19 protein-coding genes are annotated in these 26270 nt (G+C 29.3%); 15 read left to right on the top strand and 4 right to left on the bottom strand.

Going from position 1 to position 26270, the window contains the following annotated elements; genetic code table 11:
- Window positions 1-188 precede the first annotated feature (188 nt).
- The 5 genes from CDLVIII_RS27655 (at window position 189) to CDLVIII_RS27635 (ending at window position 8820) form a co-directional block, all read left to right on the top strand.
- Window positions 189-1499 (top strand): N-acetylmuramoyl-L-alanine amidase family protein, encoded by a 1311-nt coding sequence (locus CDLVIII_RS27655; RefSeq protein ID WP_009172786.1) that lies wholly within the window; start codon window positions 189-191, stop codon window positions 1497-1499.
- Window positions 1500-1971: 472 nt separating this feature from the next.
- The gene (locus CDLVIII_RS27650) at window positions 1972-3048 is read left to right on the top strand and encodes a cadherin-like beta sandwich domain-containing protein (protein WP_009172785.1); all 1077 of its coding nucleotides are present in this window, start codon (window positions 1972-1974) and stop codon (window positions 3046-3048) included.
- Between the two features lie 336 nt (window positions 3049-3384).
- Window positions 3385-4614, top strand: coding sequence for a cadherin-like beta sandwich domain-containing protein (locus CDLVIII_RS29580; protein WP_009172784.1), 1230 nt, complete (start codon window positions 3385-3387; stop codon window positions 4612-4614).
- Between the two features lie 446 nt (window positions 4615-5060).
- Entirely contained in the window at window positions 5061-6992 is a 1932-nt protein-coding gene (locus CDLVIII_RS27640) for an N-acetylmuramoyl-L-alanine amidase family protein (protein WP_009172783.1), read from the top strand.
- Between the two features lie 358 nt (window positions 6993-7350).
- Complete coding sequence (locus CDLVIII_RS27635) at window positions 7351-8820, top strand: cadherin-like beta sandwich domain-containing protein (protein ID WP_009172782.1); 1470 nt, start codon at window positions 7351-7353, stop codon at window positions 8818-8820.
- A gap of 123 nt (window positions 8821-8943) precedes the next feature.
- On the opposite strand, the gene CDLVIII_RS27630 is transcribed toward CDLVIII_RS27635, so the two are convergent.
- The gene (locus CDLVIII_RS27630; protein WP_144005447.1) at window positions 8944-10728 is read right to left on the bottom strand and encodes an O-antigen ligase family protein; all 1785 of its coding nucleotides are present in this window, start codon (window positions 10726-10728) and stop codon (window positions 8944-8946) included.
- Window positions 10729-11050: 322 nt separating this feature from the next.
- Window positions 11051-12469: an undecaprenyl-phosphate glucose phosphotransferase gene (locus tag CDLVIII_RS27625; RefSeq protein WP_009172780.1), complete on the bottom strand. Its 1419-nt coding sequence runs from the start codon at window positions 12467-12469 to the stop codon at window positions 11051-11053.
- A 368-nt stretch (window positions 12470-12837) separates the two neighbouring features.
- Between CDLVIII_RS27625 and rfbA the strand changes: the two genes are divergently transcribed.
- Together rfbA and rfbC are read left to right on the top strand one after the other, a co-directional pair.
- A complete protein-coding gene (gene rfbA / locus CDLVIII_RS27620; protein ID WP_009172779.1) occupies window positions 12838-13719 on the top strand; it encodes a glucose-1-phosphate thymidylyltransferase RfbA in 882 nt (293 codons plus the stop codon).
- Between the two features lie 60 nt (window positions 13720-13779).
- Window positions 13780-14361: a dTDP-4-dehydrorhamnose 3,5-epimerase gene (rfbC, locus tag CDLVIII_RS27615; RefSeq protein ID WP_009172778.1), complete on the top strand. Its 582-nt coding sequence runs from the start codon at window positions 13780-13782 to the stop codon at window positions 14359-14361.
- A 263-nt stretch (window positions 14362-14624) separates the two neighbouring features.
- Here the strand turns inward: rfbC and CDLVIII_RS32820 are convergent, their stop codons facing one another.
- Together CDLVIII_RS32820 and CDLVIII_RS32815 are read right to left on the bottom strand one after the other, a co-directional pair.
- Window positions 14625-14969 carry a transposase gene (locus CDLVIII_RS32820; RefSeq protein ID WP_347462534.1) on the bottom strand — a complete coding sequence of 115 codons (345 nt, stop codon included), beginning with the start codon at window positions 14967-14969 and terminating at the stop codon, window positions 14625-14627.
- A gap of 128 nt (window positions 14970-15097) precedes the next feature.
- The gene (locus tag CDLVIII_RS32815; protein ID WP_347462061.1) at window positions 15098-15910 is read right to left on the bottom strand and encodes a transposase; all 813 of its coding nucleotides are present in this window, start codon (window positions 15908-15910) and stop codon (window positions 15098-15100) included.
- Between the two features lie 393 nt (window positions 15911-16303).
- Between CDLVIII_RS32815 and rfbB the strand changes: the two genes are divergently transcribed.
- The 8 genes from rfbB to CDLVIII_RS27570 all read left to right on the top strand — a co-directional run bounded on the left by rfbB (window position 16304) and on the right by CDLVIII_RS27570 (window position 26262).
- Entirely contained in the window at window positions 16304-17323 is a 1020-nt protein-coding gene (gene rfbB / locus CDLVIII_RS27605) for a dTDP-glucose 4,6-dehydratase (RefSeq protein ID WP_009172776.1), read from the top strand.
- Between the two features lie 46 nt (window positions 17324-17369).
- A complete protein-coding gene (locus CDLVIII_RS27600; RefSeq protein ID WP_035302627.1) occupies window positions 17370-18323 on the top strand; it encodes a glycosyltransferase in 954 nt (317 codons plus the stop codon).
- A gap of 11 nt (window positions 18324-18334) precedes the next feature.
- Window positions 18335-19174: a dTDP-4-dehydrorhamnose reductase gene (gene rfbD / locus CDLVIII_RS27595; protein ID WP_009172774.1), complete on the top strand. Its 840-nt coding sequence runs from the start codon at window positions 18335-18337 to the stop codon at window positions 19172-19174.
- 56 nt (window positions 19175-19230) lie between these two features.
- Window positions 19231-20007 carry an ABC transporter permease gene (locus CDLVIII_RS27590; RefSeq protein WP_009172773.1) on the top strand — a complete coding sequence of 259 codons (777 nt, stop codon included), beginning with the start codon at window positions 19231-19233 and terminating at the stop codon, window positions 20005-20007.
- Window positions 20008-20024: 17 nt separating this feature from the next.
- Window positions 20025-20759: an ABC transporter ATP-binding protein gene (locus CDLVIII_RS27585; protein WP_009172772.1), complete on the top strand. Its 735-nt coding sequence runs from the start codon at window positions 20025-20027 to the stop codon at window positions 20757-20759.
- Between the two features lie 64 nt (window positions 20760-20823).
- The gene (locus tag CDLVIII_RS29575) at window positions 20824-24498 is read left to right on the top strand and encodes a CDP-glycerol glycerophosphotransferase family protein (protein WP_009172771.1); all 3675 of its coding nucleotides are present in this window, start codon (window positions 20824-20826) and stop codon (window positions 24496-24498) included.
- 13 nt (window positions 24499-24511) lie between these two features.
- Window positions 24512-25222 (top strand): 2-C-methyl-D-erythritol 4-phosphate cytidylyltransferase, encoded by a 711-nt coding sequence (ispD, locus tag CDLVIII_RS27575; protein ID WP_009172770.1) that lies wholly within the window; start codon window positions 24512-24514, stop codon window positions 25220-25222.
- Window positions 25222-26262 (top strand): alcohol dehydrogenase catalytic domain-containing protein, encoded by a 1041-nt coding sequence (locus CDLVIII_RS27570; RefSeq protein WP_009172769.1) that lies wholly within the window; start codon window positions 25222-25224, stop codon window positions 26260-26262. Before ispD ends, CDLVIII_RS27570 begins: the two co-directional genes overlap by 1 nt.
- The last annotated feature ends 8 nt before the right edge of the window (window positions 26263-26270 follow it).

Raw genomic sequence — 26270 nt, 5'->3', positions numbered from 1 at the left:
AAGATCAAAGTATGCTATTCTACTAAAAATATAGAACTAGTTTAGTTATATGGAAAGCTTACAATTATTTTAATAGATTTCATCCATTATTTGTTAAAAATATAAGAGCTAGTAGTGGAATGAATGTATTAGGAATTAATGATAATATTAAGTAAAATTTTATTGATCAAAAAATGGAGGAGAAAAATATGAGTAAAAATTTAAAGAAGATTATTGCTATAGCATTAGCAATAGGAACTGTTTCAGCTGTGGCACCAGGAAAATACGCTAATTTATTAGCAACAAAGGCATATGCATCAACTGGTGATATTAATTTAAAAGTAAAAGATAAAGATGGAACTATACGTTTATATGATTCTGATGATTATGATGATAAAGTAGATAGTGATGATGTAGATGATGGTGACACATATTATACTAAGGCTAAAGACGAAGTTACTTTTGATGTGGATGGTGCTGAAGGTGGAGATGATTATGTTAAAATATTTAAAGATGATGCATCAGATAGTAATAAAGGATATTCAAATGGACATAAATTTGCACTAGATGATGATCAAGATTTTATTATAAGAGTATATGATGAAGATGAAGATAAAGATGATGTAAAAGATGCAAAATATGATGATGATGATTTAGATTATAAAGAATACGAAGTTGATGTAGAATATGATGACGATGACGATGACGATAATGATGAGGATAAATTTGACAGTTTGGATTTATTAAATGATGATGGTGATTCTATACAACTTTATGATGAGGATGATTATAATTCTGATAATGAAGTAGATAGCGATGATGTAGAAGAAGGTGAAACTTATTATGCTAAGACTTCATCAGATAAAGTAAGTTTTGATGTAGATGGGGATGTAGATGATGATTATATTAAAGTATTTAAATCAACTTCAAGTTCAGCTAAGGGATATGATATAGATAAAGAATTTGATGTATCATCAGATATGACTTTTATTGTTAGAATATATGATGAAGAACCAGATGATGATGTAACATATGATGATGATGATGATGTTATAGGTGAATATAAAGTTAAATTACACTATACAGGTAATGGAACATCAACAGGTACAAGTGGTAATACAGCAACATCAACTCCAAGTTCGGCAGGAACTGTCTCGTCTGCTAAGCCAAATCAATGGATACAAGTAAATGGACAATGGCAATATAATGATTCAACAGGAAACCCAGTAAAAAATATGTGGGTACAGAATTATTACTTAAAAGCTGACGGAAATATGGCTACTGGCTGGGCAAGCTACAATGGAAGCTGGTATTACTTGGGATATGATGGACTTAAGAAGACAGGCTGGCAGTCAGTAGGAGGAACTTGGTATTATCTTGATACTGAAGGAAGAATGCAGCTTGGATGGGTTAGAGATATAAGTGGAAAATACTATTACTTAAACAGTAATGGTTCAATGGCTTATAGCACTACAATTGATGGATACAAGTTAGGCTCTGATGGAGCTTGGATTCATTAAGATTGAGAATTATAGGTGAATATAAGTTGATAAAAGGAACGTCTTTTGACGTTCTTTTTTAGCATATACATTATAATTTACAATGAACAATTAGCAATTGACAATTGATGAAGAAAAGCTTGTAGCTTCTCCAAAGTATGATTTGTGAAAATTTTCCAGAGAAATTTAATATAAAAATTATTAATTATACATTGCAAATTTTTTAGAAATATAGTATTGGAAAATAATGTAAAAATCAAGTATAATTTTGAGATTTAGTATCTATAATTAAATAAAAGAAAAAACTACAATTAACAATTGATGAAGAAAAGCTTATAGATTTTCAAAAAATATATTTTTAAAAATTCTGTGAGGAATTTCAACCTAAATTATTAATTATACATTGTAAATTGTCAATTAAAATGGTTATAGAAGTGAAAAATATGTTAAAATATATATAATTAGTGAAATATAATTAATTGGAGGAATTTAAATGAATAAAGGGATTCAACGCATAATAGCAATCACTCTTACTATTAGTGCATTTTCTATAATAGAACCTTCAAAATATTTAAATATTTTGACAACAAGTGCCGAAGCAAGAGTCAAAGGAGCTGATTTAAAGAAAATTTCTTTAGGGAAAGGTTCGATAGACTTTAAAAAAACAGTAACAGAATATACCTTGCAATTAGATTCATCGGTAGATGAATTAGCAGTAAGAGCAACACCTAGTGATGAGGATGCAGAAGTTGAAATAGAAGGGACTGAGGTATCTGAAGATGAAGGTTATGAAAAAATAGTAAATTTGGATAAAGGAGAAAATAAAATTACTATAAAGGTTCAAAATGGATCAGCAAAAAAGACATATACCTTAACGGTAAAAAGAGGGCATATAGAAAATAAGCAAATCTATTTAAGTAATATAAGTTTGAGTGAAGGAGAAATAAATTTTTCAAGAGAGAAAACTGATTATAAGGTAAACGTTCCAGCGGATCTTTCAGAGATTAGTATAAAAGCAGTTCCAGAAGATGATGATTATGATGTGGAAATAGATAAAGTAACTGCATCTGAAGATAGGAATTATAAAAGAACAGTATCTTTAATTAAAGGGGAAAATGAAATACAAATAAAAATAGAAGGTGAAAAAGATGATGAAGATCTGGAAAAAATATATACATTACATATAAATAGAGGAGGAACAGAGACTTCGTCAAATGCTCAAGAAAATCATCAGACATCTCCAGCTGGAAATAATAATACGGTTGCTAAAGGTTGGGGATTAAATAATGGACAATGGTCGTATATAGATGAGCAAGGAAATAAGACTATAGGATGGAAACAGATTAATAATCTATGGTATTACATGGATAGCAATGGAACAATGAAAACAGGGTGGCAGTTAATAAATGGTGAGTGGTATTATTTAAATTCAAATGGCTCAATGAGGACAGGCTGGCTCCAGGATTATGATGGAAAGTGGTATTACTTGAATTCTTCTGGAGTTATGGCAAAGAACACAATAATAAATGGGTATAAACTAGATTCAAATGGAGCTTGGATCTCTCGATAAATAGATGGGGGTAAATTTATGTGGTGGCTTACCGAAATAACAGAGTACCTGTCCTTTCTGGTTAAGGCGCACACATAAAATCTAAAAATATAGAAATAAAATGATTAAGAAACTTTAAGAAAGCTCAATTTCAAATGCCGTAGGTATTTATAAAAAATTAATTACATATATATATTGCAATTTGCAATGTATAGTTCACAATTAACAATTATTGAAGAAATCCTGTAAGGATTTCAACTATAATTGTCGATTGTACATTGTAAATTTTCAATTGCAACATATATATAATGTAGAATTACAATTTCTATTAGATCGAAATTATGGGAGGGAAATAAAATGAATAAAAAGATTAAAGTGATGTTTGCAAGTTTACTCTCTATAAGTTGTTTATCAATGTTTTCTCCAGTAAACTTATCATTTATTACTACAAAAGCTTATGCAGAAGTTTCAACTTATTCTTTAGCAGACAAAGGAGAATTAAAATCTTTAGATGTTCAATCTACAGATGGTGAAAGCCTTGAACTTTGTGATGATTATAGTGGATATAAGAAGTATTTAACAGATGACAAAGATTACTATGTGACACTTGATAAAAATAGTGATGGAGTTAAAATATTTGGAGAGGTAGAGGGAGAAGGTTATATAGCTAAAGTATTTGAATCTGATAGGAACTATGCAACTCCTCATGATATGGAAGAAGATATATCTATAAAGGAAGGAAAAACTACCCTTTATGTAAGAACGTATACAAGTGAAGCGGCACTAGAAAGGGCAGTGGATGATGAAAATATAAGTAATTGTGCTAAAACGTATAAAATAAATATAATTAAATCAGAAAGTAATGATATTTATTTAAATAATCTGACTTTAGATTCAGGTAAAATTCCAATTAATTTCGATGAAGAGAACTTTATATATAATGTAACAATTAATGGAAATCAAGATGATATAGAAATTAAAGCTGAACCTAAAGATGACGATTGCACTGTAAAAATTGGCGGGTTCACAGTCGATGAAGATGATGGATATAAAAAAGATCTGCATTTTAAAATGGGATTAAACGTAGTAAAAATTAATCTAACAGATCTTGATGACAATATTACCACATACACAATAAATGTAATAAGAGGAGAAAAATCTAATACAAATACTTCAAACGGCCCAAATGCAGCCCAAGTAGATAAAAATATAAAAGCTAATCAATGGGTGTTAATAAATGGAGTATGGGAATATAACGATTCTACTGGAGCTCCTGTAAGAAACAGCTGGTATTATGATAAAAACTACGGAAAGACTTATTATTTAAAAGAAGATGGTACAATGGCAGTCAATTGGTTAAGCTTAGGTGGCAACTGGTACTATCTGGGGGCAGATGGAGCAAGAAAAACAGATTGGCAGAATGTTAATGGCGAATGGTATTTCTTAGATTCTAATGGGGTGATGATGACAGGCTGGATTAAAGATACAAATGGTAAGTATTACTATATGCAAAGCAATGGAGCTATGGCTAAGAATACAAAGATAGATGGATACAGACTAGGGAGCGATGGAGCGTGGATTAAATAGTGCTTTATTAATTGACAATTGTAAATTGTCAATTAAAAAAGTCCCCAAATAAAATTAACCTTTTGTATTATATAATGTATTTAAAAGAAATAAACGGTACTTAGGGGAAATAAAAAAATAATTTCTAAAAAATATAAAAAAGTAGAAATTATTATTAAAAAAAGTCCCCAAAATAGAATTTACATTTGTATTAGTTAATGACAACATAGGAAAGACTAGGAACTTAAATAAAATTAGAAAAGATATAGTATTTTCTGTACAAGTTTTAATTTATATGGTATATTAGTATAATCGGTGTATTTTTAGTATAAATTACATATGATATAAATCGTTAAATGTGGAATTTTACATTAATGTACACACATAGGCATTATATACCTTTACAGGGTTGTACAATAGTGCTATAATTTATCTGAATTTTAAAATTTAGGAGGGAAAGAAAAATTATGTTTAAAAGAGCAAACAAAATTACAGCTTTATTAGTAGCTGCTGCTTCTGTTATGTCAGTAGTACCAGCTATGGCTTCAGACAAATTAGGAACTAAGGATGGTACTATCGATAATGCAGTAGCATTTTCAGATGGTAAATATGCATATCAAGGATATAGAACAGATGATGATGATCTAGGTATCTATTATAATGATGGAAGCAAAGATAAGGCATTAGACGATGTTGAAGATGCTGATCTTGAAGGTTCATTCCAAGATAAATATGCTTATGCAAAAGATGGAGACGATGAATATTTAGTTGATATGACAAATGGAGATGTAAGTGATGATGATACTCCAGAAGATCAATATGATACAGCTAAAACAAAATTAAAATCAAAATTAGCTAAAACTGATAGATATGATGATGTTAATTCTACTGAAGATATCGATTTCCTTGATAAAGATGGTAATGCTGTAGATGGTAATGATGATGCATATAAAGCAGTTTACTCAACTAAGTTTGGTGAAGACTGGTATGCTTATTCAGTAAATAGTAATGAAGATAATGCTAAGACAGGTAAGTTATATGGATTTACTAATGAAGATGGTAAATATGTAGATGTTTCTAACCTTGCAAACATCTATGCATATAGCACTAAAGAAGGAAAATATGTTAAGATTGAAGAATATGATGATTATGATAAAGATGCTGGATTAACTGCTTCACTTGCAGCAGCTCCAAAGTTATTAGCTCAAGACAAGGATAATCTTTATATATTAGTTAATGTTAATATATTTGATAGTTCTGAGAATGCAAAAGTTACAGGAACTACAACAGGTTCAGCAGTTGCAACTGATGGATTTAAGACAATTACTAAAAATACTGATGGTTCAGTTGTAGGTGTTACTAACCGTTACTTCATCCAAAAGGTTGCTAAAGCTCAAGGAGATCAAAAGGATGATGCTTATCTTCCAAAAGAAGTTTCATCTTACGAAGTAACTAAGGGTGAACTTGATTGTGGAGATGCAGATGATGCATATGATGCAATATTTACTGATAATAGAGAAGTTAAAGACGATACTACATTCTCAGTAGCTAATGGACAATTATTAGCTATCAGATATGATGAAGGCAAGGATAATGTTAAAGTAACTAGTATTAACTTTAAGAAAGATAAAGTTAAATATTTAGATGATTCTGATTCTGATACTGCAAAGAGACCATATGATGAAGATCATAATGGAATATTTGATAAAGATGATAAAGTAGATGTTTACTTAGCAGAAAAAGATGATGATGATGATGTAGACGTAGATGACGATATCGATAACGATGGACATTCAGGTTTACCATACGATACAGACGTTGATGGAAATGTTTGGGTTGTAGCTGATGGAAAAATCTATGAATTTGCAAACAATGAAATGACTAAGAAATATTCTGTAGATTCTTCATTAAACGTATTAAGCGTATATGATGAAAAGAATATAATCACTTGGGAACAAGATGGAGATATCTATACAACTGTAACAGAAGGTGCAGCTGAAACTGCTTCAGATGCTACTCCAGCTGCTCCAGCTACAGTAGGTTGGTCACAAGCTGCTGATGGAACTTGGACATTCTTTGATGCAACTGGAACTAAAGTTGTTAACAACTGGGTTAACTATCAAGGAGCTTGGTACTTCTTAAAAGCTGACGGTGTTATGGCTACTGGATGGCAACAAGTTGGTTCTACTTGGTACTACTTAAATGCATCAGGAGCAATGGCTACTGGTTGGGTTAATGATGGAGGTACTTGGTACTACTTACAATCATCAGGAGCAATGGCTACTGGTTGGTTAAATGACAATGGAACTTGGTACTACTTAAATGCATCAGGAGCTATGCTTGCTAACACAACTGTTGATGGTTATGTATTAGGAGCTTCAGGAGCTTGGATTCAATAATTAGCAATTTTAAATTGTTAATTTAAAAATGGGACGAGGTATAACCTCGTCTCTTTTTTCATAAATAAACAATAGATAATTGACAATGGACAATGTACAATTGACAATTAGGGAGGAAAAGCTTACAGCTTTTCTTAGAAACATATTTTAAAAATTCCTAAAGAAATTTTATCCAAAATTGTACATTGTCAATTGTTAATTAAATCATATCTTATTCCTTATGTTCATATTTATATTTAAAGGTTATAATTATTTATGATTACAGATAAACCTATAAATAGAGTATTTTTTGCAAAATAGTATTTTAAATTATATATTCATAAGGTAAAATTAATATTATAAGACTGGAGGTAATATTATGAACAAAAATATAAAGCGTATAATTGCTATGACTCTGGCTATATCAGCATTTTCCATAGCTTCACCAGTAAAATTTATTAACTCGGTAGATACAGCTTATGCATCTTCAGACGACGACAAAGATGCCATAGAAAATTCTTATTTGGATGATCTTGATATAAGTGAAGGAGATTTGAGTTTTTCAAAAAAGAAAACTGAATATACTGTAAAGGTTGATAGTAGTGATAGCACAGTAGTAATTACAGCCAAAGCAAAAGATAGAGATGATAAAATAAAGATAGATGGTGAGGAAGTTCCTTTAGATGATAATAGAAAAGCTCAAAAAGAAGTTGAATTAGATAAAGGACGGAATATGATTAAAATAAAAGTCGAAACTGAAGATTATGGCATAAGAACATATAATCTAGTAATAAACAGAGGGAGTGCTTCAAATGATTCAGATTCAGATTCAGATGATGTTTATTTAGATAACATTATCTTGAGTGATGGAGATATAGACTTTTCTGAGGATAAGATGTCTTATAATGTAAATGTAAATTCTTCGGTTAATGAAATAAGAATAGCTGCAAAGCCTGAAGATGAAGATGATGATGTTAAAATTGATGGAATAAGAGTATATAAATATGATGATTTCAGAAGAATGGTAAGTTTAAATAATGGAGAAAATAAAATTCTTATAGAACTTCAGGATAGTGAAGGAAAGGAGCAGACATACACATTAAATATAAATAGAGGTGGAACAGCTGCTGGAGGAAATACTTCGGAAGTGATTGATAACGAACAGGATCCAATATACTTAGATGATATAGTTATACAAGGTGGAGATGTCCCACTTAAGTTTAAACCTAAAGTAACTTCTTATGCTGTGGATGTTAATGAAGATTGGGATAGTATAATTCTAAAAGCAAAACCTGAATTTGATGATGTGGTTAGAGTTAATGGATCTACAACAGAAGATCCTTATATAAGAAGAATAAATTTAAATGAGGGAAAGAATGTAATTACAATAAAGATCAATAATAGTAATACATATGATCGAAATGATGATGAGTATGAAGAAAGAATATATACTGTTACAGTATATAGAGGCACAAGTGACGGGAAAAGCCAATCTAATACATCAAGCAATGCGCAAGTGACAGGTAAAGATGTTAAAACTAATCAGTGGGTAAATATAAATGGAAAATGGCAATATAACGATTCTATAGGAAATCCATTAAAGAGTACCTGGTATTTTGATAAAAATTATGGAAAGAATTATTATTTTAAAGAGGATGGAACAATGGCTACAGGCTGGATATCATATAATGGAAGCTGGTATTATTTAGATAACAGTGGTGCCATGGTTACAGGCTGGCTTAGAGATAATAATGGGGTATGGTATTACTTATATTCTAGTGGAGTTATGGCTGCAAACACAATAATTGACGGATATAGTTTAGGTCCAAATGGAGATTGGATTAAGTAAATAAGATTAATTTAATATTCTGTAAAAAAATCAGCGATAAATTAAAAAATAAAAAGTGGACAGTATGTTTGAATATACTACCCACTTTTTTATTTTTAAAATAAAAATTAATTAATCATCATTTTATTTAAAGGTTTGGCGATTGGTATAATTAATTGAAACACCGACACCTAAAATTATCCAAAAAATTGGCGCCACACTTATTACAGAATCATTAAACAATCCAGCAAATAAGTATCCTACAACACCTAAACAAATTGCAATTCCTAAAATTTGAGATTCATTGTATTCTTTCTTTAAAGCATATAGTTTTATGCTATCAACAATATAGATTATCATAATAGCTAAAAATGCTAATAACGCAATTAAACCTTCATTTAATGCAATTTGTAAATATAAATTATGTGGTTTGTCAACAATCATATTTGGAGTATCATAAGCATAGTATTTACCGATTAAATCATTTTTGGGAAATTGATATATATAACTATCTGGCCCGCCACCAATTACAATGTTATTTTTTATTAGAGGAATAGATCTTGACCAAATATAACCTCTTGATGATCCAAGCTTTTCTTTACCATTAAACAAACTAATAGTTTCAGGGTAATCTATATCAATATCATTGTTGTTATTAATATCAATTAAGTGGATGCTGTTGTCTTTTCCTAATCTAAATGCAAAGGTATAATCGTTATTAATCTTCATATATATAAATGCGACAGCAGTATCGGTTTTTGCTCGCTCAAATTCAAAAGAGGTGTTTTTAAAAGCTGCATTATCGGTAGTAAAAACATTGTTCTTTTGAATATAATTTACTAATTCATTTTTAGAATTTCTAAAGGTTAATTTATTATTTTCGTAAGATAACTTTAAAGTTTCTTTAGGAAATATAATTTCAGAATGATTATCAATATTTTTAACATCTTTAACTGGAGTATGTTCCTGATAATTAAAATCGCTTGTGTCTTTAAAGAAACTTAAAGAATCAGATATTAAGCTTGAAGTTCTTATAAAAATTGTACCGTTTGTTGCAAGATTAAGTCCTACGACTAACACGACTAGTGCGGCAATACATATTGCAATGATTTTCCATCTTTTAAAGATAGATTTCCACAATATTATAATACCTAAAAGTGCAGAAAAGCCAATACCAATAATACCAGCACGAGAGGTACTTCCGAATAATAACCATAGAGAGAGCAATGCACCAATACCTAAAAGTATTTTATATATAGTTTTCTTAACAAATATCGCTAAAACAACTAATATTGGTAATACTATAGCAACAAAACTTCCGACATAATTATAATGATATAAAGTTCCATATAATTTTCCGGTTTCATACATTAAGCTAAGCTTGCCAGTAGTTTTACCGGTGACAAGAAACAAACCTAATGTACTGTTGATTAAATCATTTCCTGTATATTGAAAGACTCCTAAAAAGGCTTCGATTGCAACTAATATAAGAATTGGAACAATAACATATTTAAGGTTTTTAGCTGTTCTAAAAGTATAAATTGAATATATTAATAAGATAATATAACAAGTAATAGTAATAAAGCCTTCGGCTCTATCAAATGCACCATGAATGGCATAAGCTTTATGTACTGAAAAAATTGCAGAGCATAAGGTGAAAATCCAAAATATAATACTTCCAATTAGGATAAGATTAGTAACTTTATCTTTTTTTTCAAATATTCGTTTAAAGAAGAGAATACCAAAAATAACTAGTATTATTGAAAAAAACAATAATATGGAGGCTTTCCACTGAGAAAAAAGGTCTGATTGTAGAGCTCTAGCATATATTTCTATAGTTTCATCATCTATTCTAACGGACGCTACATGAACTATCAAAGGTATTATTGTAAGAATAAGAGCTATAGGAATGAAAAAGTTAAATTTCACTTCTCTTAAAAATCTTCTTGGAAAATACGTTTTTTCTTCTAAATAATTTTTTATTTTTTCCACTATCTACACATCCTAGTAAGTTTATTTTTGTAAATTATTCATACAAATATGTAATATTATAACACTGGAGATAAGCCATTGCAATTATTTGCTCACAATAATAATTTTGCCAAAAAGATTGTAATTTTGATTAGTATAATAAATTTAATATGAAGAATATTAGTGAGGATAAGTAAACTATATAAAAAATCCGCTAGCGGAAAAAATATGGTTAGCGGATTTCGGAAATTATTTAAAAGATTAGCCTAATATAATTGTTCTATAAATCCATTCTATTATTGACAGATTCAGTATTGTTTAAGATGACTTTTTCGTTATTTTTAAATCCTTTGAAAGCAGTTTGGAATAATATACTTATATCCATTAGTAAACTCCAATTCTCAATATACTTAATATCGTACTCGATTCTTTTTTTTATTGAAGTATCACCTCTATATCCTTTTATTTGAGCTAAACCAGTTATTCCTGGTTTTACTTGATGTTTAACCATATAAAGTGGAATTTCATTTCTGAAATTTTCTACAAAAAAGGGCAATTCTGGTCTTGGTCCTACTAAGCTCATATCACCTTTTAGTACATTAAAGAATTGAGGGAGTTCATCAATGGAAAATTTACGAATAAAGGAGCCGAATTTAGTTCTTCGCGGATCGCTATTTGTGCTCCAGCCACTTCGTTCTTCTGAATTAACTTTCATAGATCTAAATTTATACATGGTAAATAAATTCTTATTTAAACCTACGCGTTCTTGTTTAAATATAATAGGTCCTTTTGAAGTTAATTTAATAATTAATGTAGTGAAGATCATAATTGGACTTGTAATAATTATTAAAGCGATTGAACCTATAACATCTATAGATCTCTTAATAAGGGAATTGCCTAAATTATCTAACGGAATCCTTCTAATATTAATTAACGGTATATCTCCAATTTGGTCTATATAGGGATGACTTGGAATGTATTTATAGCAAAATGGAATTATAGAAATTTTTGTTCCGCTCTTTTCGCAATCTGAAACTATTTTTTCTATGTATTTGGCATCTGATATATCAAGGGCGCAAACGACCTCATCTGGCTTGTACTTATTTAAGATATCTAATAAATCGTCATAGTTTCCAAGGCTTGTACCATAAAAATTCAAATTATTAGCAACATAACCAAGATAATTATAACCATATGATTTATTATTAATAATAACTTTTAAATATTCACTAGCAACTTCACCTGCACCAACAACTATTAAATGCTTTAAATTTAATCCTTTTGCCCTCATATAGGACAAAACTTTTCTTAAAATTAATCTTTTAGTAACTATTAAAATTATATTTATAAGATAAAATATAACAATAACCCATCTAGAGATGTTAACTAATTTAAAGATAAATAATAAAGATAGTATTATTGCTGTAAGAAACGTATTTGCTTCAATTATTTTCATACATTCTTTAGTAAAGGATACGGTTCTAAAAGAATGATACAAATTAAAGAAAGTAAAAATAATAAGATTTATCGGAAGTATAAAAAAGCTGAATTGAATATAAGTTATTAGTTTTATATACTCAGTATTTGGTGAGAATATATAAAATCGAGTAAAGTATGCTAAAGTCATAGATAAGAATAAAATTATAATATCTGTAATGGCGTTAATTTCATTTAAGAATTTCTGATTTTCCTTTATCATAAAGACTCATCCTTTTATATTATTATTATAAGTATGTTAGTTAGCTGTATAATATCATTTTATACGGAATTTTGCAATGAATTAAGTAGTATAATACCATTATTTTGACTGATAAAATTTGAGTTTAATTCAAGTTGATGGAAAACATAAAGGTTATAGAATGCATTTATTTATTTAGACTTATATGTTAAAATTAAATGTAATATATTCTAATTAACAATGAATGAGGGAAGAAAAGCTTACAGCTTTTCAAAAAGATAAGATTCAAAAAATTCTATAGGAAATTTTGACGGAAATTGTTAATTTCAAATTAAAACATAGCATAGTGATTATGTTTTTTAATATAACGTTGGAGGAAGTGATGAATTTTGACTAAAGGTATAGTACTAGCAGGGGGGAGCGGAACAAGACTTTATCCGTTAACAATGGTAACATCAAAACAGCTTTTACCAGTATATGATAAGCCTATGATATATTACCCTTTATCAACCTTGATGCTGGCAGGAATAAGGGATATATTAATTATTTCAACACCAAAAGATCTGCCGAATTTTGAAAAGCTATTAGGTGATGGCTCCAGATATGGAATGAATTTATCCTATAAGGCACAACAGGCTCCAGAAGGGTTAGCTCAGGCATTTATATTAGGAGAAGAATTCATTGGAAATGATAATTGTGCAATGATTCTAGGAGATAATATATTTCATGGAAATGGACTAAAACAACACTTAAAGAAAGCTATAGAAAATGAAGGCCGCGGAACAATTTTTGGATATTATGTAAATGATCCAGAAAGATTTGGAGTTGTAGAATTTGATAAGGCTGGGAAGGCGATATCTATAGAAGAAAAGCCAAGAAGTCCAAAGTCAAATTATGCTGTAACAGGATTGTATTTTTATGATAATAAAGTATGCGAATATGCGAAATTATTAAAACCATCTTTAAGAGGGGAGCTAGAAATCACAGATTTAAATAAGATATATCTTGAAAATGGGAAATTAGATGTAGTTACTCTCGGACGTGGATATGGATGGCTTGATACTGGAACCGTGGATAGCTTGACAGAGGCTTCTGAATATATAAAAGTAATTGAAACAAGACAAGGAATTAAAATAGCTTGCTTAGAAGAAATATCTTATAAAAATGGCTGGATTAATAAAGAGACATTAATGAAAAGTGCTAAGGAGTATGGGAAAAGTCCTTATGGGCAACATCTTAAGAATGTTGCAGATAATAAAGTTATTTATTAATTGACAATGGACAATGTACAATTGACAATTGTCAATTGTACATTAAAAGAAGGTTATATAATGAATTTGATAGGAACTAAATTAAAAGGTGTTTATATAGTAGAACCTCAAGTATTTGGAGATGAGAGAGGATGGTTTATGGAAACCTACTCTAGAATTAAAACTCCAGAGATAGTCTGCGATTTTGTGCAGGATAATCAATCATATTCAAAGGGAAAAGGAATACTTAGAGGGATTCACTTTCAAAATGGAGAACATGCTCAGGCCAAATTAGTGCGATGTATCAGAGGGTCGGTACTTGATGTAGCAGTGGATTTAAGAAAGGGATCACCTACATATAAAGAATGGATATCTGTGGAGCTTTCAGCAGAAAATAAAAAACAATTATTTATTCCAAGAGGATTTGGACATGGATTTTTGACGTTAACTGATGATGTAGAATTTGTTTATAAAACAGATAATTATTATAATCATGAAAGTGATAGAAGCATTAAGTTTAACGATCCTGAGATAGGTATTGAATGGGGAATTGAAGATCCAATTTTATCAGAAAAAGACAAAAAGGCACCGTTACTTAAAGATAGTGACTGTACATTTATATATGAAGGAATTAACAATAAACAATTTACAATGGACAATTAAGGAAGAAAAGCTTACAGATTTTCGATAATTATATTTCAGAAATTCCGTAAGGAATTTCATCCGTAATTGTCAATTATTCATTGTCAATTGTCCATTAAAAAGACGACTGGTAGTATGTCAAGATAAAATTTTAATAAAATTGGGAATTTGTTAGTTTGTCTTATGAAAAAAAGAAATCACTTATGAAAAAAAGAAATCACTTAATAAACCTTTTTTATTTCTAGAATTTAACTGGCAATTATAAGACTGCACACAACATCATATTAAATTATAGCTTTTCCAACTACCTCTTTAGAGGTATAAAGTTGATTATTGTGTAGCAAAGCAAAAATCAATCTTACAAGTTTACGTCCAGTTAGTGCAAGTGCTCTTTTGTGTTTATGTATTAAGGCTTCATCATATTTTTTATGATAATAATCACGGTATTCATCACTATGTCTAACGACGCTAGCGGCAGCTTCTAATAAATAATATCTTAAATATTTATTACCTGTTTTAGTTAGAAAGGTATTGTCAGCAGTAAAATTGCCTGATTGTTTCTTTCTCCAAGTTAAACCAGCATATTTAGCTATGCAACCTTGATTATTAAATTTGGTTATGTCACCAATTTCGGATATTATTCCAGCTGTAAATACAGGACCAATGCCAGGAATTGATAATAGGCATTGAAATTCATGATTATCGATTCTTTTAATAGCTTTTTCAATAGCTTTATCTAATTCTTTAACCTCTTTCTCTAAAGCTTTAATACAGAGTTTTGAGAAGCCGCAATAGTCGCATTTAAAGGATCATACAAAGCTTTGTCTAGCCGATAAGAATCTCTAGCAGCTTTTTGAAGCAACTTGGCAGTAGCTTCTGGATTTGAGAATCTGTTTTTACTTTTCTCAACTAAAAAGGCAACTAAATCTTCGATACTTGCATTAGCAAGTTCTTCGGTAGACATGTATTCTGTTAAAACAGCTAATGAGGTAGCTCCAAATGTATTTGGAAAAGGATTTTCACTTTTATCAAGTACAGCTAGCTCACTAAATTTTAAAAAGATATTTGATAAAATATAAGACTTTTCACGGCTTATATTTTCCATCAGATGAAGTCTGCATCTAGTAAGTCTTTGTAATGCTATATATTGAGCACCATTCCATGGAGCAGTAGTTATTTTACCGACTCTTGCAAAGTCAGCGATGATAAATGCATCCTTTGGATCGGTCTTATCCATATCAATAAAGGATTTCTTATATGCACAAATCACTCTTTGGTTCATGCAGTGAACTTTAGGCTTAAACCATACCAAAGCCTCGTGAGCAGCTAATGTATTGGCTAAATGCCAGCTATAGAATGAGGCTGATTCCATAGCTATTGTTAGGCGTGTTAGGTTGTTTTCCTTAAGGCAAGATAAAATAGTAGATACTATTTCTTCCGAACCTGGAAGGTTATTATTTACTTGAAATGATAATAGTTTTTTACCAAAGAAATCTAAAGCAAAGACATAATTGGATTTTGAACTAACATCTATACCAATGAATAAGGTAGTTGTTAAAGCGTTATTCATGGTATTACCACCTTTCATTTAAAATAGAAAAAAGAACTGGCATAGGATTATCTCTAATTTGTAATGCATCAACACCCTCGCACTAATAGGAACTAAGTTATTAATCTTTTGGGATTAGTTGCTACGCTAATCGATTAATAACCCGGACAACGACTGGGTTAGAAGTTAACAATACAAGTAGGGAAACACTCTTTATAAGAAGTACCACCGAGGTGGCCAACAAGGAGAAACCGAATAGCCCTACGCCAATTCTTCATTATAAATATTGGCGGTTAGAAGCAATTCTATACTGTTCTTATAATTTCCAGTTATCTTTAAGATCTTGTAGTTAGTTAAGATACTGGAAATTGATTAAAAACTAACTACAAAATTTATTATACGAGGAGTGTTTTTATGAAGATTATTGTAACAGGTGGAGCTGGCTTTATAGGGGGGAATTTTATTCACTATATGCTTAATAAATACGAGAACTATAAAATAATTTGTGTAGATGCTTTAACATATGCAGGAAATATGGAAACGTTGATCGATGTTAAAGACAATCTGAATTTTAGTTTTTACAAAATAGATATAGCTGATAGAAAAGCAGTTTATGAAATGTTTGAAAAAGAAGCTCCGGATATTATAGTAAATTTTGCAGCTGAAAGTCATGTGGATAGATCCATTGAAAATCCTGAAATATTTTTAAAAACTAATATTATGGGAACTCAAGTACTTATGGATGCTTGTCGTAAGTATGGGATAAAGAGATATCACCAAGTATCTACTGATGAAGTTTATGGAGACTTACCTTTAGACAGACCAGATTTATTTTTTACTGAAGAAACTCCATTGCATACTTCAAGTCCATACTCAGCAAGTAAAGCATCAGCTGATCTTTTAGTTGGAGCATATTATAGAACTTATAATCTGCCAGCTACAATTTCAAGATGTTCTAATAATTATGGACCATATCATTTCCCTGAAAAATTAATTCCTCTAATGATAGCAAATGCACTAAATGATAAAGAACTGCCTGTGTATGGTACAGGTGAAAATGTGCGTGATTGGCTTTATGTAGAGGATCATTGCAGAGCTATTGATTTAATTATTCATAAAGGAAGAGCTGGAGAAGTTTATAATATTGGTGGACATAATGAAAAAAGTAATTTAGAAGTTGTCAAGACTATTATAAGAGAACTTGGAAAATCAGAAAATTTAATTAAATATGTATCTGATCGCAAAGGACATGATATGCGTTATGCTATAGATCCTAATAAGATTCACAAGGAACTTGGATGGCTGCCAACAACAACTTTTGATGAGGGGATAAAAAAGACCATTAAATGGTATTTAGATAATAAATCCTGGTGGGAAAATATTATTAGCGGAGAATATCAAAGCTACTATACAAAAATGTACGAAAGGAGATAGGAGCAATTGACAATTGACAATTGTACATTGTTTTTCTTTTTTGTTTATGGAAGTTAATACACAATTTGATAATGTTAAAAACTTTAATAGTTTGCCGCTTATATCTATATTACTAGCAGTTTATAATCCCAATTACTCATGGTTTAAAGAACAACTTATTTCATTAAATAATCAAGGTTACAATAATTTGGAATTATTAATTTATGATGATTGTCCAGAGAATCCAACAAATGAACAAGTTATTGAAAAATGTATTACCAGATTTCCTTATAAAATAATAAGAGGAAAAGTAAATGTAGGTTCTAATAAAGCTTTTGAAGAGCTTACAAGGATAGGAAAAGGTGAATATTTCGCTTATTGCGATCAAGACGATATTTGGGAAGGTAATAAAATACAAATATTAGTTTATAAAATAATTAAAGAAAATTCTGTACTTGCTTATAGTGATATGTCTGTCATAGATAGCAATGGTGCGGTTACAGCAAAATCATTAATAGAAGTAAAACCTAGAATAGAATATGTTGAAGGCGAAAATTTATTCTCTAAATTTTTCTTCAAAAATTGTGTTTCGGGTTGCTGCATGCTTATAAGCAGTGAGATAGCTAAAAAATCAATTCCTTTTTCAAAAGTTACTATTCATGATCAATGGCTTTGCATTATAGGGAGTTTTTATGGTAAAATATCTTTCGTGAATAAGACCTTAGTAAAATATAGAATACATGGAAATAATCAGACGGGAAGCTTCAAAGGTATTTATAATAAAAAAGATTATTATAAATTGAGAGTAAATATATTAAAAGAACGAGTAAATGAAGTGAAAAAATATGTGGATGGTAAAGCTCTTAGAAGAGTTGAATCTTTTTGTTATGCTAGGATAAATAAAAAGATTTTTGAGATATTTAAATATAAATATCTGAATGAAAAAGAAGCGTATTTTGAAATTTTAATTAAGTATATGCCAAATTGGTTATTTAAAGTTATATTAAAGAAATTAAAGTGAGATGAAAAATTATGATTTTAGTCACAGGAGCTAAGGGACAATTAGGTTTTGATGTTATAACTGAATTCAATAAGAGAAATATTAATGCATTAGGGATTGGAAGAGAAGATCTTGATATTACAAATGACAAGGCTGTTAATGAGTATATAACAAAATTAAAACCAAAGTGCATTGTACATTGTGCTGCATATACAGCAGTTGATAAAGCTGAAGATGAAAAGGAACTATGTTATAATGTCAACGTAATAGGAACAGCCAATATAGCAAAAGCATGTAAAAAAGTAAATGCTAAAATGATTTACATATCCACAGATTATGTATTTGATGGTCATGGAGATAAGCCTTTTGAAATAAATGATGTTCCTAATCCACTTTCAGTTTATGGAAAAGCCAAGTATGAAGGAGAGCTAGTGGTACAAAAATACTTAAATAAGTATTTTATAGTAAGAGTATCTTGGGTCTTTGGTATACATGGAAATAATTTTGTTAAAACTATGCTTAGACTTGGCAAAGAAAGAAAATCTATAGATGTAGTTGCTGATCAAATAGGAAGCCCAACTTATACTGTGGATTTAGCAAAGCTTTTATGTGATATGACTGAAAGTGAGAAATATGGAGTTTATCACGCAACTAATGAAGGGTTCTGCTCTTGGGCGGAATTTGCTAAGGAAATTATGAAAATAGCTAATCTTGATTGTAAGATTAACTATATATCTACAAAAGAGTATCTAACTAAGGCTGTAAGGCCTTTGAATTCTAGATTATCTAAAAAAAGCCTTGCAAATAATAGATTTAAGCTGTTGGCAGATTGGGAGGATGCTTTAGCTAGATTTTTTGTTGGATTAAGATGATAATACAAAAGATAAATATAAAACGCAAATATATTGAAAAATATAAGGAGTAAAAAATGATTACACAAGTAAAAACTTTTTATAATTATAGAGCTTTATTATGGGAATTTGTAAAAAAAGATATTAAATTAAAATATAGAAATTCTGTCTTGGGTATATTTTGGAGTATGATTAATCCATTGTTGGTCATGATTGTACTAACCTTTATATTTTCAGATTTATTTAAAAACAAAATTCCTAATTTTCCAGTATACATTTTATCAGGAAAATTACTCTATGATTTTTTTTCTCTATCAACTAATCAATGTTTAACAAGCATTACGGGAAAGAGTTCGCTAATAAAAAAGATATATGTACCTAAATATTTATATCCTTTATCAAGAGTAATATCATCATTTATTATGTTTATTATTTCATTTGCACCATTAATCACAATTATGATAATAATGAATGTTCCATTAAATAAAATAACACCGCTTGCCATTTATCCCTTAATAAGCTTGTTTTTTACAGCTTTGGGAATTGGATTATTTTTAGCTACAGTAAATGTGTTTTTTCGGGATATGGAGCATTTGTATTCAGTAGTTTTACTGATGATTATGTACATGTCGGCAATATTTTATTCAGCAGATATAATCCCTAAAAATTATATAGTTATATTGAGATTTAACCCAATATTTCCTTTAATTTCAGTATTTAGGGATTGTATACTATATGGAAAAATAACAACAAGTGATAATTGGATATTATGCGCTATTTATCCTGTTGTAGCAATGATAATTGGATTAATAGCATTTTATAAAAATCAAGATAAGTTCATCTTTCATATATAGAAACGAGGTGAGTGAAGTTGAACGATAGAGTAATAAAATTTGAAAATGTAAGCATGAATTTTAGGAAATCAAAGCAAAAAATAACTTCATTAAAAGAATATATAATAAAGAAGATTAAAGGGCAAGTAGTATATGAAGAGTTTGTTGCACTTAATGATATTAATTTAGATATTATGTCAGGTGAAGTTGTAGGATTTGTAGGATTAAATGGAGCGGGAAAAAGTACTTTACTTAAGGTTGTAGCTGGGGTACAAAAACCAAGTAATGGTACTATAACAGTAATTGGGAAAGTATCACCATTACTTGAATTGGGTGCAGGTTTTGATAATGACCTTACAGGTAGGGAAAATATTTTCTTAAATGGATTAATATTAGGATATGATAGAAACTTTATAAAAAGTAAATTAGATGAAATTATTAATTTTGCTGAGATTAACGAATTTATAGATGTTCCAATAAAAAATTATTCGTCAGGAATGAAAGCAAGACTTGGTTTTTCAATTGCTACGGTTAAAGTACCAGAGATTCTTATAGTTGATGAGGTGTTATCTGTAGGAGATGGAAGATTTAGGAAAAAAAGTGAAGCGCGTATGTTGGAACTAATAAAATCAGAGGCAACAGTTTTATTTGTATCTCATTCACTAGAACAAATAAGGAGATTATGTACTAAGGTAGTGTGGTTAGAAAAGGGGAAAGTTAAGATGATAGGTGATACAAAAACAGTATGTGATGCTTATGAAGATTATCTATAAATCTATTGAGAAGAATTTAATTGGAGGTTATTGATAAATATACAGGAAATGAGGGCGTATTAAATTGTGTGAAATTAGTGTTATTATACCTGCGTATAATGTAGAACAATATTTGGATGAGTGTTTTGAATCATTAATAAATCAAACTCACAAAGATTTTGAAGTGATTGTGGTAAATGATGGGTCTACAGATTCGACTCAATATATATTAGAACGTTATTGTGGTATTATGAATAACTTGGTAGTCATAAATCAGGAAAATAGTGGATCAGCAGGTGGACCAAGAAATAAAGGAATTAATATTGCAAAAGGTAAATATATATTCTTTTTAGATCCAGATGATAAATTGCCTTGTACAGCGTTGGAAGATTTATACATTGCAATTACTAAATCAAACGCAGATATGGTATGCGGTAATTATAGCAAATTTAAAAAGGCTTCTATGTGGACCCTTAGGCATGTAACAGAAAAGATTTATCATTCAGAAAGATTGACAACATTTAACAAGGAAGTAGAGTTCACTAATAATATTATAGCTTGGAACAAACTGTATAGTAAAAAGTTTCTAATTGAAAATAGCATTTACTTTGATGAAAACTTAAGGTATGGGGAAGATAGAACTTTTGTAATGAAATCCTATGTTTGTGCAAAATCTATACATGTAATACCTAATTGTGTTTATAATTATAGAGAAAGAGAAAACAATAACAATAAATCAGCTACACAGGAACTAACAATAAAAACTTTTAATGAAAGTATAGAAGCTTGCAAAATGGATGTTGAAGTGCTAAAGATGAATGAATGTAAATATACCACTAGGGATATTTATAATAAAGATAGATCACAGCATGATTTCTTCAGATTTATAGATTATTATGCATCAAAAAATATAGATACTGAGACATGGACGGAAATTATTAGATTAGCTAAAGAATATAGGAAGCTATTAGATGAAAATATGGATAGTTTATCATATTATCAAAGACGTAAAATAAGTTTTTTATTAGATGAGAATATAGAAGCATTAAAAGAATATTCAAAAAATAAGAAGAAACTGTATAAGTGTTTATATAATGAAGGAAGATATAAAATAAAAGATTTCACTGGAATTAAATGCCTAAGTCAATCACAAATTGATGATGTTAAGGTAGCAGATTTGAATTTGTTTCATAAAATAGAAAATTTAAAAATAGTAGATAGAATATTAAATATCAATGGTTGGGCATATTTTCATAGATTTAACCAAAATACTGAGAAATGTATGAGCAAATTCCTAGTTTTTAAAGCTAATGAAAAAGAAATGGCTTTTGAACTTACTTCTTTAAAAAGAAGGGATATAGCTTTAAAAAAAGGAAAGATATTATTTAATTATTTATACAGTGGGTTTGAAGGACAAGTAAATTTGAAAGAACTAAAGGATTTGGTAAATGAAGAACAGCAAAGCGTAAAAATTTATTTGCGATTAAGCATAAATGAAAAAATTTATAAAGATGTATATGTTAATAAATTAGATGTATTTAGATATTTAAATCAAATCAATAATCATAATAGTATATCACAAAGAGTAGAAAATATAGAATTTACTGAAACATACATAAAACTAGAAGGATGGGCAATGATTGATTATGAGTCTTATAGCAATTATACAGATGTTAGTAAGAAACTTATATTTGTTAATAGGCTTACAAAAGAAGAGCATATATATGAATTAATCAATAAAAAAAACAATTGGTGTAACAGTGATTTTCAATCAAACCCATACAAACATTATTATGCATATCCCGGGTGGAGCATTAATATTCCAATATATGATATTAATGCTGGTATTTATGATGCATATATAGAAGTTTGCAATAATAATATACGCTTACGAGAAGAATTGAAGTATCCAAGTGATAAGTTAATGAAGAAACGTAGATATTTGGATAAGGGATATATAAATTTTAATAGAAAATATAAATGTGAATTTACAACTAATGAACATATAAGAGAGCAATGTAAATTTATATTTATAATACAAGATTTAAAAGATCCAAGCTATGAAATTAATGGTGGTTATATACCGATAATAGGAGAAAAAAGTGATTATTGGGATTATAAAGATAGTGATGAGGAAGTAATGATAAAAAGAATTGCAGTGACTTATACTAATCTTCAATTTTGGGGTACATTTTTATATACTGGACTTAATAAAAAGATTTTAATTCTAGAAGATGAACAAGGAGAAAAATATAGTTTACCATGTTCAAGTTATGCATTTTTATATTTGAATAAAAAAAATACTGGTTGGCAAAGCTCGGTTAATTACAATATAAAAGATGGCCGTTATAAGCTTAAACTTGAAATTCAATCAGATAATAGATTAAAGACAGCTGATAAGTTTAAATTGAGCAATGGATTAAATAATAATAAACAAGTTTGGAATAAAGAACATTTTATAGATAGAACAAAGGTTAAATTTATAAGAACAGAAGATCTAGCTAAGCCTGGACTTTATGGCATTGAAGTACTAATAAGCAATTCAATGGATAATAAAATTGAAGGAATTAAAACTAAAGTCATTAAAAGAGTTAATCAAAAATTAGATAAAGTAGTTAAAAAGAATAAACTAATAAGAAAAATTAAAAATAAGGGTTTTAAATATAGAACAAGTATATATGTTGAGCTATATAAATTTTTATCGAAATTGCCTGTAGATTATAATAAAATTACATTAGTGAGTTATAAAGAAAAAATGCCTGCTGATTACTTTGAATTTTATAATAGAATAAAATCAGAATATCCGAATGTTGATATTGAGTTTATCGGTGGAAATCAGAAGAATTTATCGCAGTATATTAAGATGGCATTTAGATTTGCAAAGTCTGGTACAATTTTAATAGATAGCTATTATAGACATCTATATAATGTGAAGCATAGGAAGGAAACAAAATTTATACAAGTATGGCATGCAACTGGAATATTTAAAAGATTTGGATTACTAGCTGTTGGTAAAAACCAAGCTAATACTAAAGAGTTTGAAATAAATGCGCATCATTATTATACTCATGTAATAGTATCGGGAGATGAAATTGTTAAGCCTTATGCTGAAGCTTTTGGTCTTCCAGAGGAGAGGGTTTTACCGTTAGGTGTATCAAGAACAGATGAACTATTTAATATAATTGAACATGAAAAGGTAAGAGAAAAAGTTTATGAAATTTATCCTATGTTTAAAGGGAAAAAAGTTATTTTATATGCACCAACATTTAGAGGTGATGATGATGAACGTAAAGTGTTTAGAAATCAGTTAGAGTTCAGCAAGTTTGAAGAATTAAGCAAGCAAGGTTACATAATAATATGTAAAATGCATCCGGCAGTACAACAGCCGTTAGTAATTCCACAAAACATGAAAACATTTGTATATGATGTTACTAAGTATCCTAATATAAATGAATTATTCTATGTTTCAGATTTACTAATAACGGATTATTCGTCTAGTATATTTGAATTTGCGTTATTAAAGAAACCAATGATATTTTTTGCATATGACTTAGATAAGTACCTAAATGAACGTGGCTTTTATTACGATTATTCAGAATTTGTACCAGGACCGATATGTAGAAAAACAGATGAAATTGTTGACTGCATTAAAAGATTAAATGACCATGATTTTGAATATGATGGTTTTGTTGAAAAGTATATGAATAAATGTGATGGGCATGCAACAGAAAGATTAATTGAATTAGTTAAAAATAGATAAGGAGCGAAGAAAAATGAATATAGGTATTATTTTAGCAGGGGGAATTGGTAGTAGGATGGGATTGGTTGATCAACCCAAACAATTCATAGATGTATATGGAAAACCAATATTAATACATACATTGGAGGCATTTGATATGCATTCAGAGATTGATGCAGTTGCAGTTGTGTGTTTACCAGAATGGCAAGAAGATGTGAGAATATGGCTTAGAAGATATGAAATTAATAAGGTAAAATGGTTAATAGATGCAGGAAAAACAAGACAAGAATCTATTTATAATGGACTTAAAGCAATAAGAGCAGATGTAGCTGATGAGGATATTGTTGTTATCCATGATTCTGCTAGACCATTAATAAGCAATAGAATTATTAGCGATAATATAGCGGGAGCAAAAGAATATAAAGCAGTAGATACAGTTATACCTGCATCAGATACTATTGTGAAAAGTTTAGATGGTGAGAAAATTCACAGTGTACCATTGAGAAAAGAACTATATATGGGGCAAACTCCGCAGAGTTTTGAATATAAATTGATAATGGAAACACATAAATATGCACAAGAAAATGTAATTATAGATGCGACTGATGATTGTCAACTAGTGTTAAAAAGAGAAATACCTGTACAATTAGTGCAAGGAGATAAGTTGAATTTTAAAATTACAACCATGGAAGATTTAGTATTGTTAAAAGCTATTGTTAAAATAGGGAATGTGGAGAGTATATAATGTTTTCAAAGGGATTTAAAATAGTTGACAAAAAACGTTTTGAAATATATGTTGAAAATATTGATAATAAATCTGATGAAGCAGTAGTAAAAATAGATACTGCAGCCATATGCAAGGCTGATTTGAGATATTATTTAGGATTACGTGATAAAAGAATACTTGGATTAAAATATCCAATCAATTTATTGCATGAGGCTACTGGCACAATAATTAAAGATCCGACAGGTATTTTTAAGGCAGGGGATAAAGTTGCTTTATGCCCTAATATTGTAAGTGACGAAGCAAGAAAAGAATTTAAGATCTGTAATATTGAAGAGTTAGGAGATAATTATTGTCCTAAAGCTCAATTTGCATCGAGTAGCATAAATGGCTTCTCAAGAGAGTGTATTAGTTATCCAGTGAGTAATTTAATATTACTTCCTAATAATGTAGAAGATAAAATATCAGTTTTTTCAGAAATGATTTCAGTTACTTTTGCAGCAATTAGAAGAATACAAATACCTAATGATTCTAGAATTGCAATATGGGGAGATGGAATATTAGGATATATTTTGTATTGCGTTCTAAGTGAAATAAAGGTGGGAGAAATTACTGTTATAGGTCATAACAGAGAGAAATTAAATAAATTTACAGAAGCTAACTGTTTCACGTCTGAAGAATTTGAACTATGCAATCCTAATATAGATATTGCATTTGAATGTGTTGGGGGTAGAGGTGCTGAAAGTGCAATTAATCAAATAATAGATAAGGCCAATCCAGGAACTAAAATTGTACTAACTGGAGTTTCAGAAAAAAATGTCTCAATAAATACAAGAAAGATATTAGAAAAAGGATTATTACTATGTGGTGTGACAAGAAGTCATGTTAAGGATTTTAAGGATGCAGTTAATCTGTTGAATAGTCCAAAATTTAGAAAGAAAATTGAGCTTTTAGTATTAAGTGAAAATACTATTAATAACATAAAAGATTATTATAATGTATTTGAACTAGAGGCGAATAATAGGGCATTAGGTAAACATATAATGTATTTTAATTTCTAGGGAGATAT

It is taken from the genome of Clostridium sp. DL-VIII (assembly GCF_000230835.1).
Taxonomy (GTDB): Bacteria; Bacillota; Clostridia; order Clostridiales; family Clostridiaceae; genus Clostridium.
This window is presented reverse-complemented; position numbering and strand designations above follow the sequence as displayed.

Coding starts and splice junctions, on each gene's coding strand:
- CDLVIII_RS27625 (WP_009172780.1), bottom strand. CDS start 12,469: ATGATAAAGGAAAATCAGAAATTCTTAAATGAAATTAACGCCATTACA.
- CDLVIII_RS27655 (WP_009172786.1), top strand. CDS start 189: ATGAGTAAAAATTTAAAGAAGATTATTGCTATAGCATTAGCAATAGGA.
- rfbD (WP_009172774.1), top strand. CDS start 18,335: ATGATTTTAGTCACAGGAGCTAAGGGACAATTAGGTTTTGATGTTATA.
- ispD (WP_009172770.1), top strand. CDS start 24,512: ATGAATATAGGTATTATTTTAGCAGGGGGAATTGGTAGTAGGATGGGA.
- rfbC (WP_009172778.1), top strand. CDS start 13,780: ATGAATTTGATAGGAACTAAATTAAAAGGTGTTTATATAGTAGAACCT.
- CDLVIII_RS27635 (WP_009172782.1), top strand. CDS start 7,351: ATGAACAAAAATATAAAGCGTATAATTGCTATGACTCTGGCTATATCA.
- CDLVIII_RS27640 (WP_009172783.1), top strand. CDS start 5,061: ATGTTTAAAAGAGCAAACAAAATTACAGCTTTATTAGTAGCTGCTGCT.
- CDLVIII_RS27650 (WP_009172785.1), top strand. CDS start 1,972: ATGAATAAAGGGATTCAACGCATAATAGCAATCACTCTTACTATTAGT.
- rfbB (WP_009172776.1), top strand. CDS start 16,304: ATGAAGATTATTGTAACAGGTGGAGCTGGCTTTATAGGGGGGAATTTT.
- CDLVIII_RS32815 (WP_347462061.1), bottom strand. CDS start 15,910: ATGAATAACGCTTTAACAACTACCTTATTCATTGGTATAGATGTTAGT.
- CDLVIII_RS27590 (WP_009172773.1), top strand. CDS start 19,231: ATGATTACACAAGTAAAAACTTTTTATAATTATAGAGCTTTATTATGG.
- CDLVIII_RS27570 (WP_009172769.1), top strand. CDS start 25,222: ATGTTTTCAAAGGGATTTAAAATAGTTGACAAAAAACGTTTTGAAATA.
- CDLVIII_RS29580 (WP_009172784.1), top strand. CDS start 3,385: ATGAATAAAAAGATTAAAGTGATGTTTGCAAGTTTACTCTCTATAAGT.
- CDLVIII_RS27600 (WP_035302627.1), top strand. CDS start 17,370: ATGGAAGTTAATACACAATTTGATAATGTTAAAAACTTTAATAGTTTG.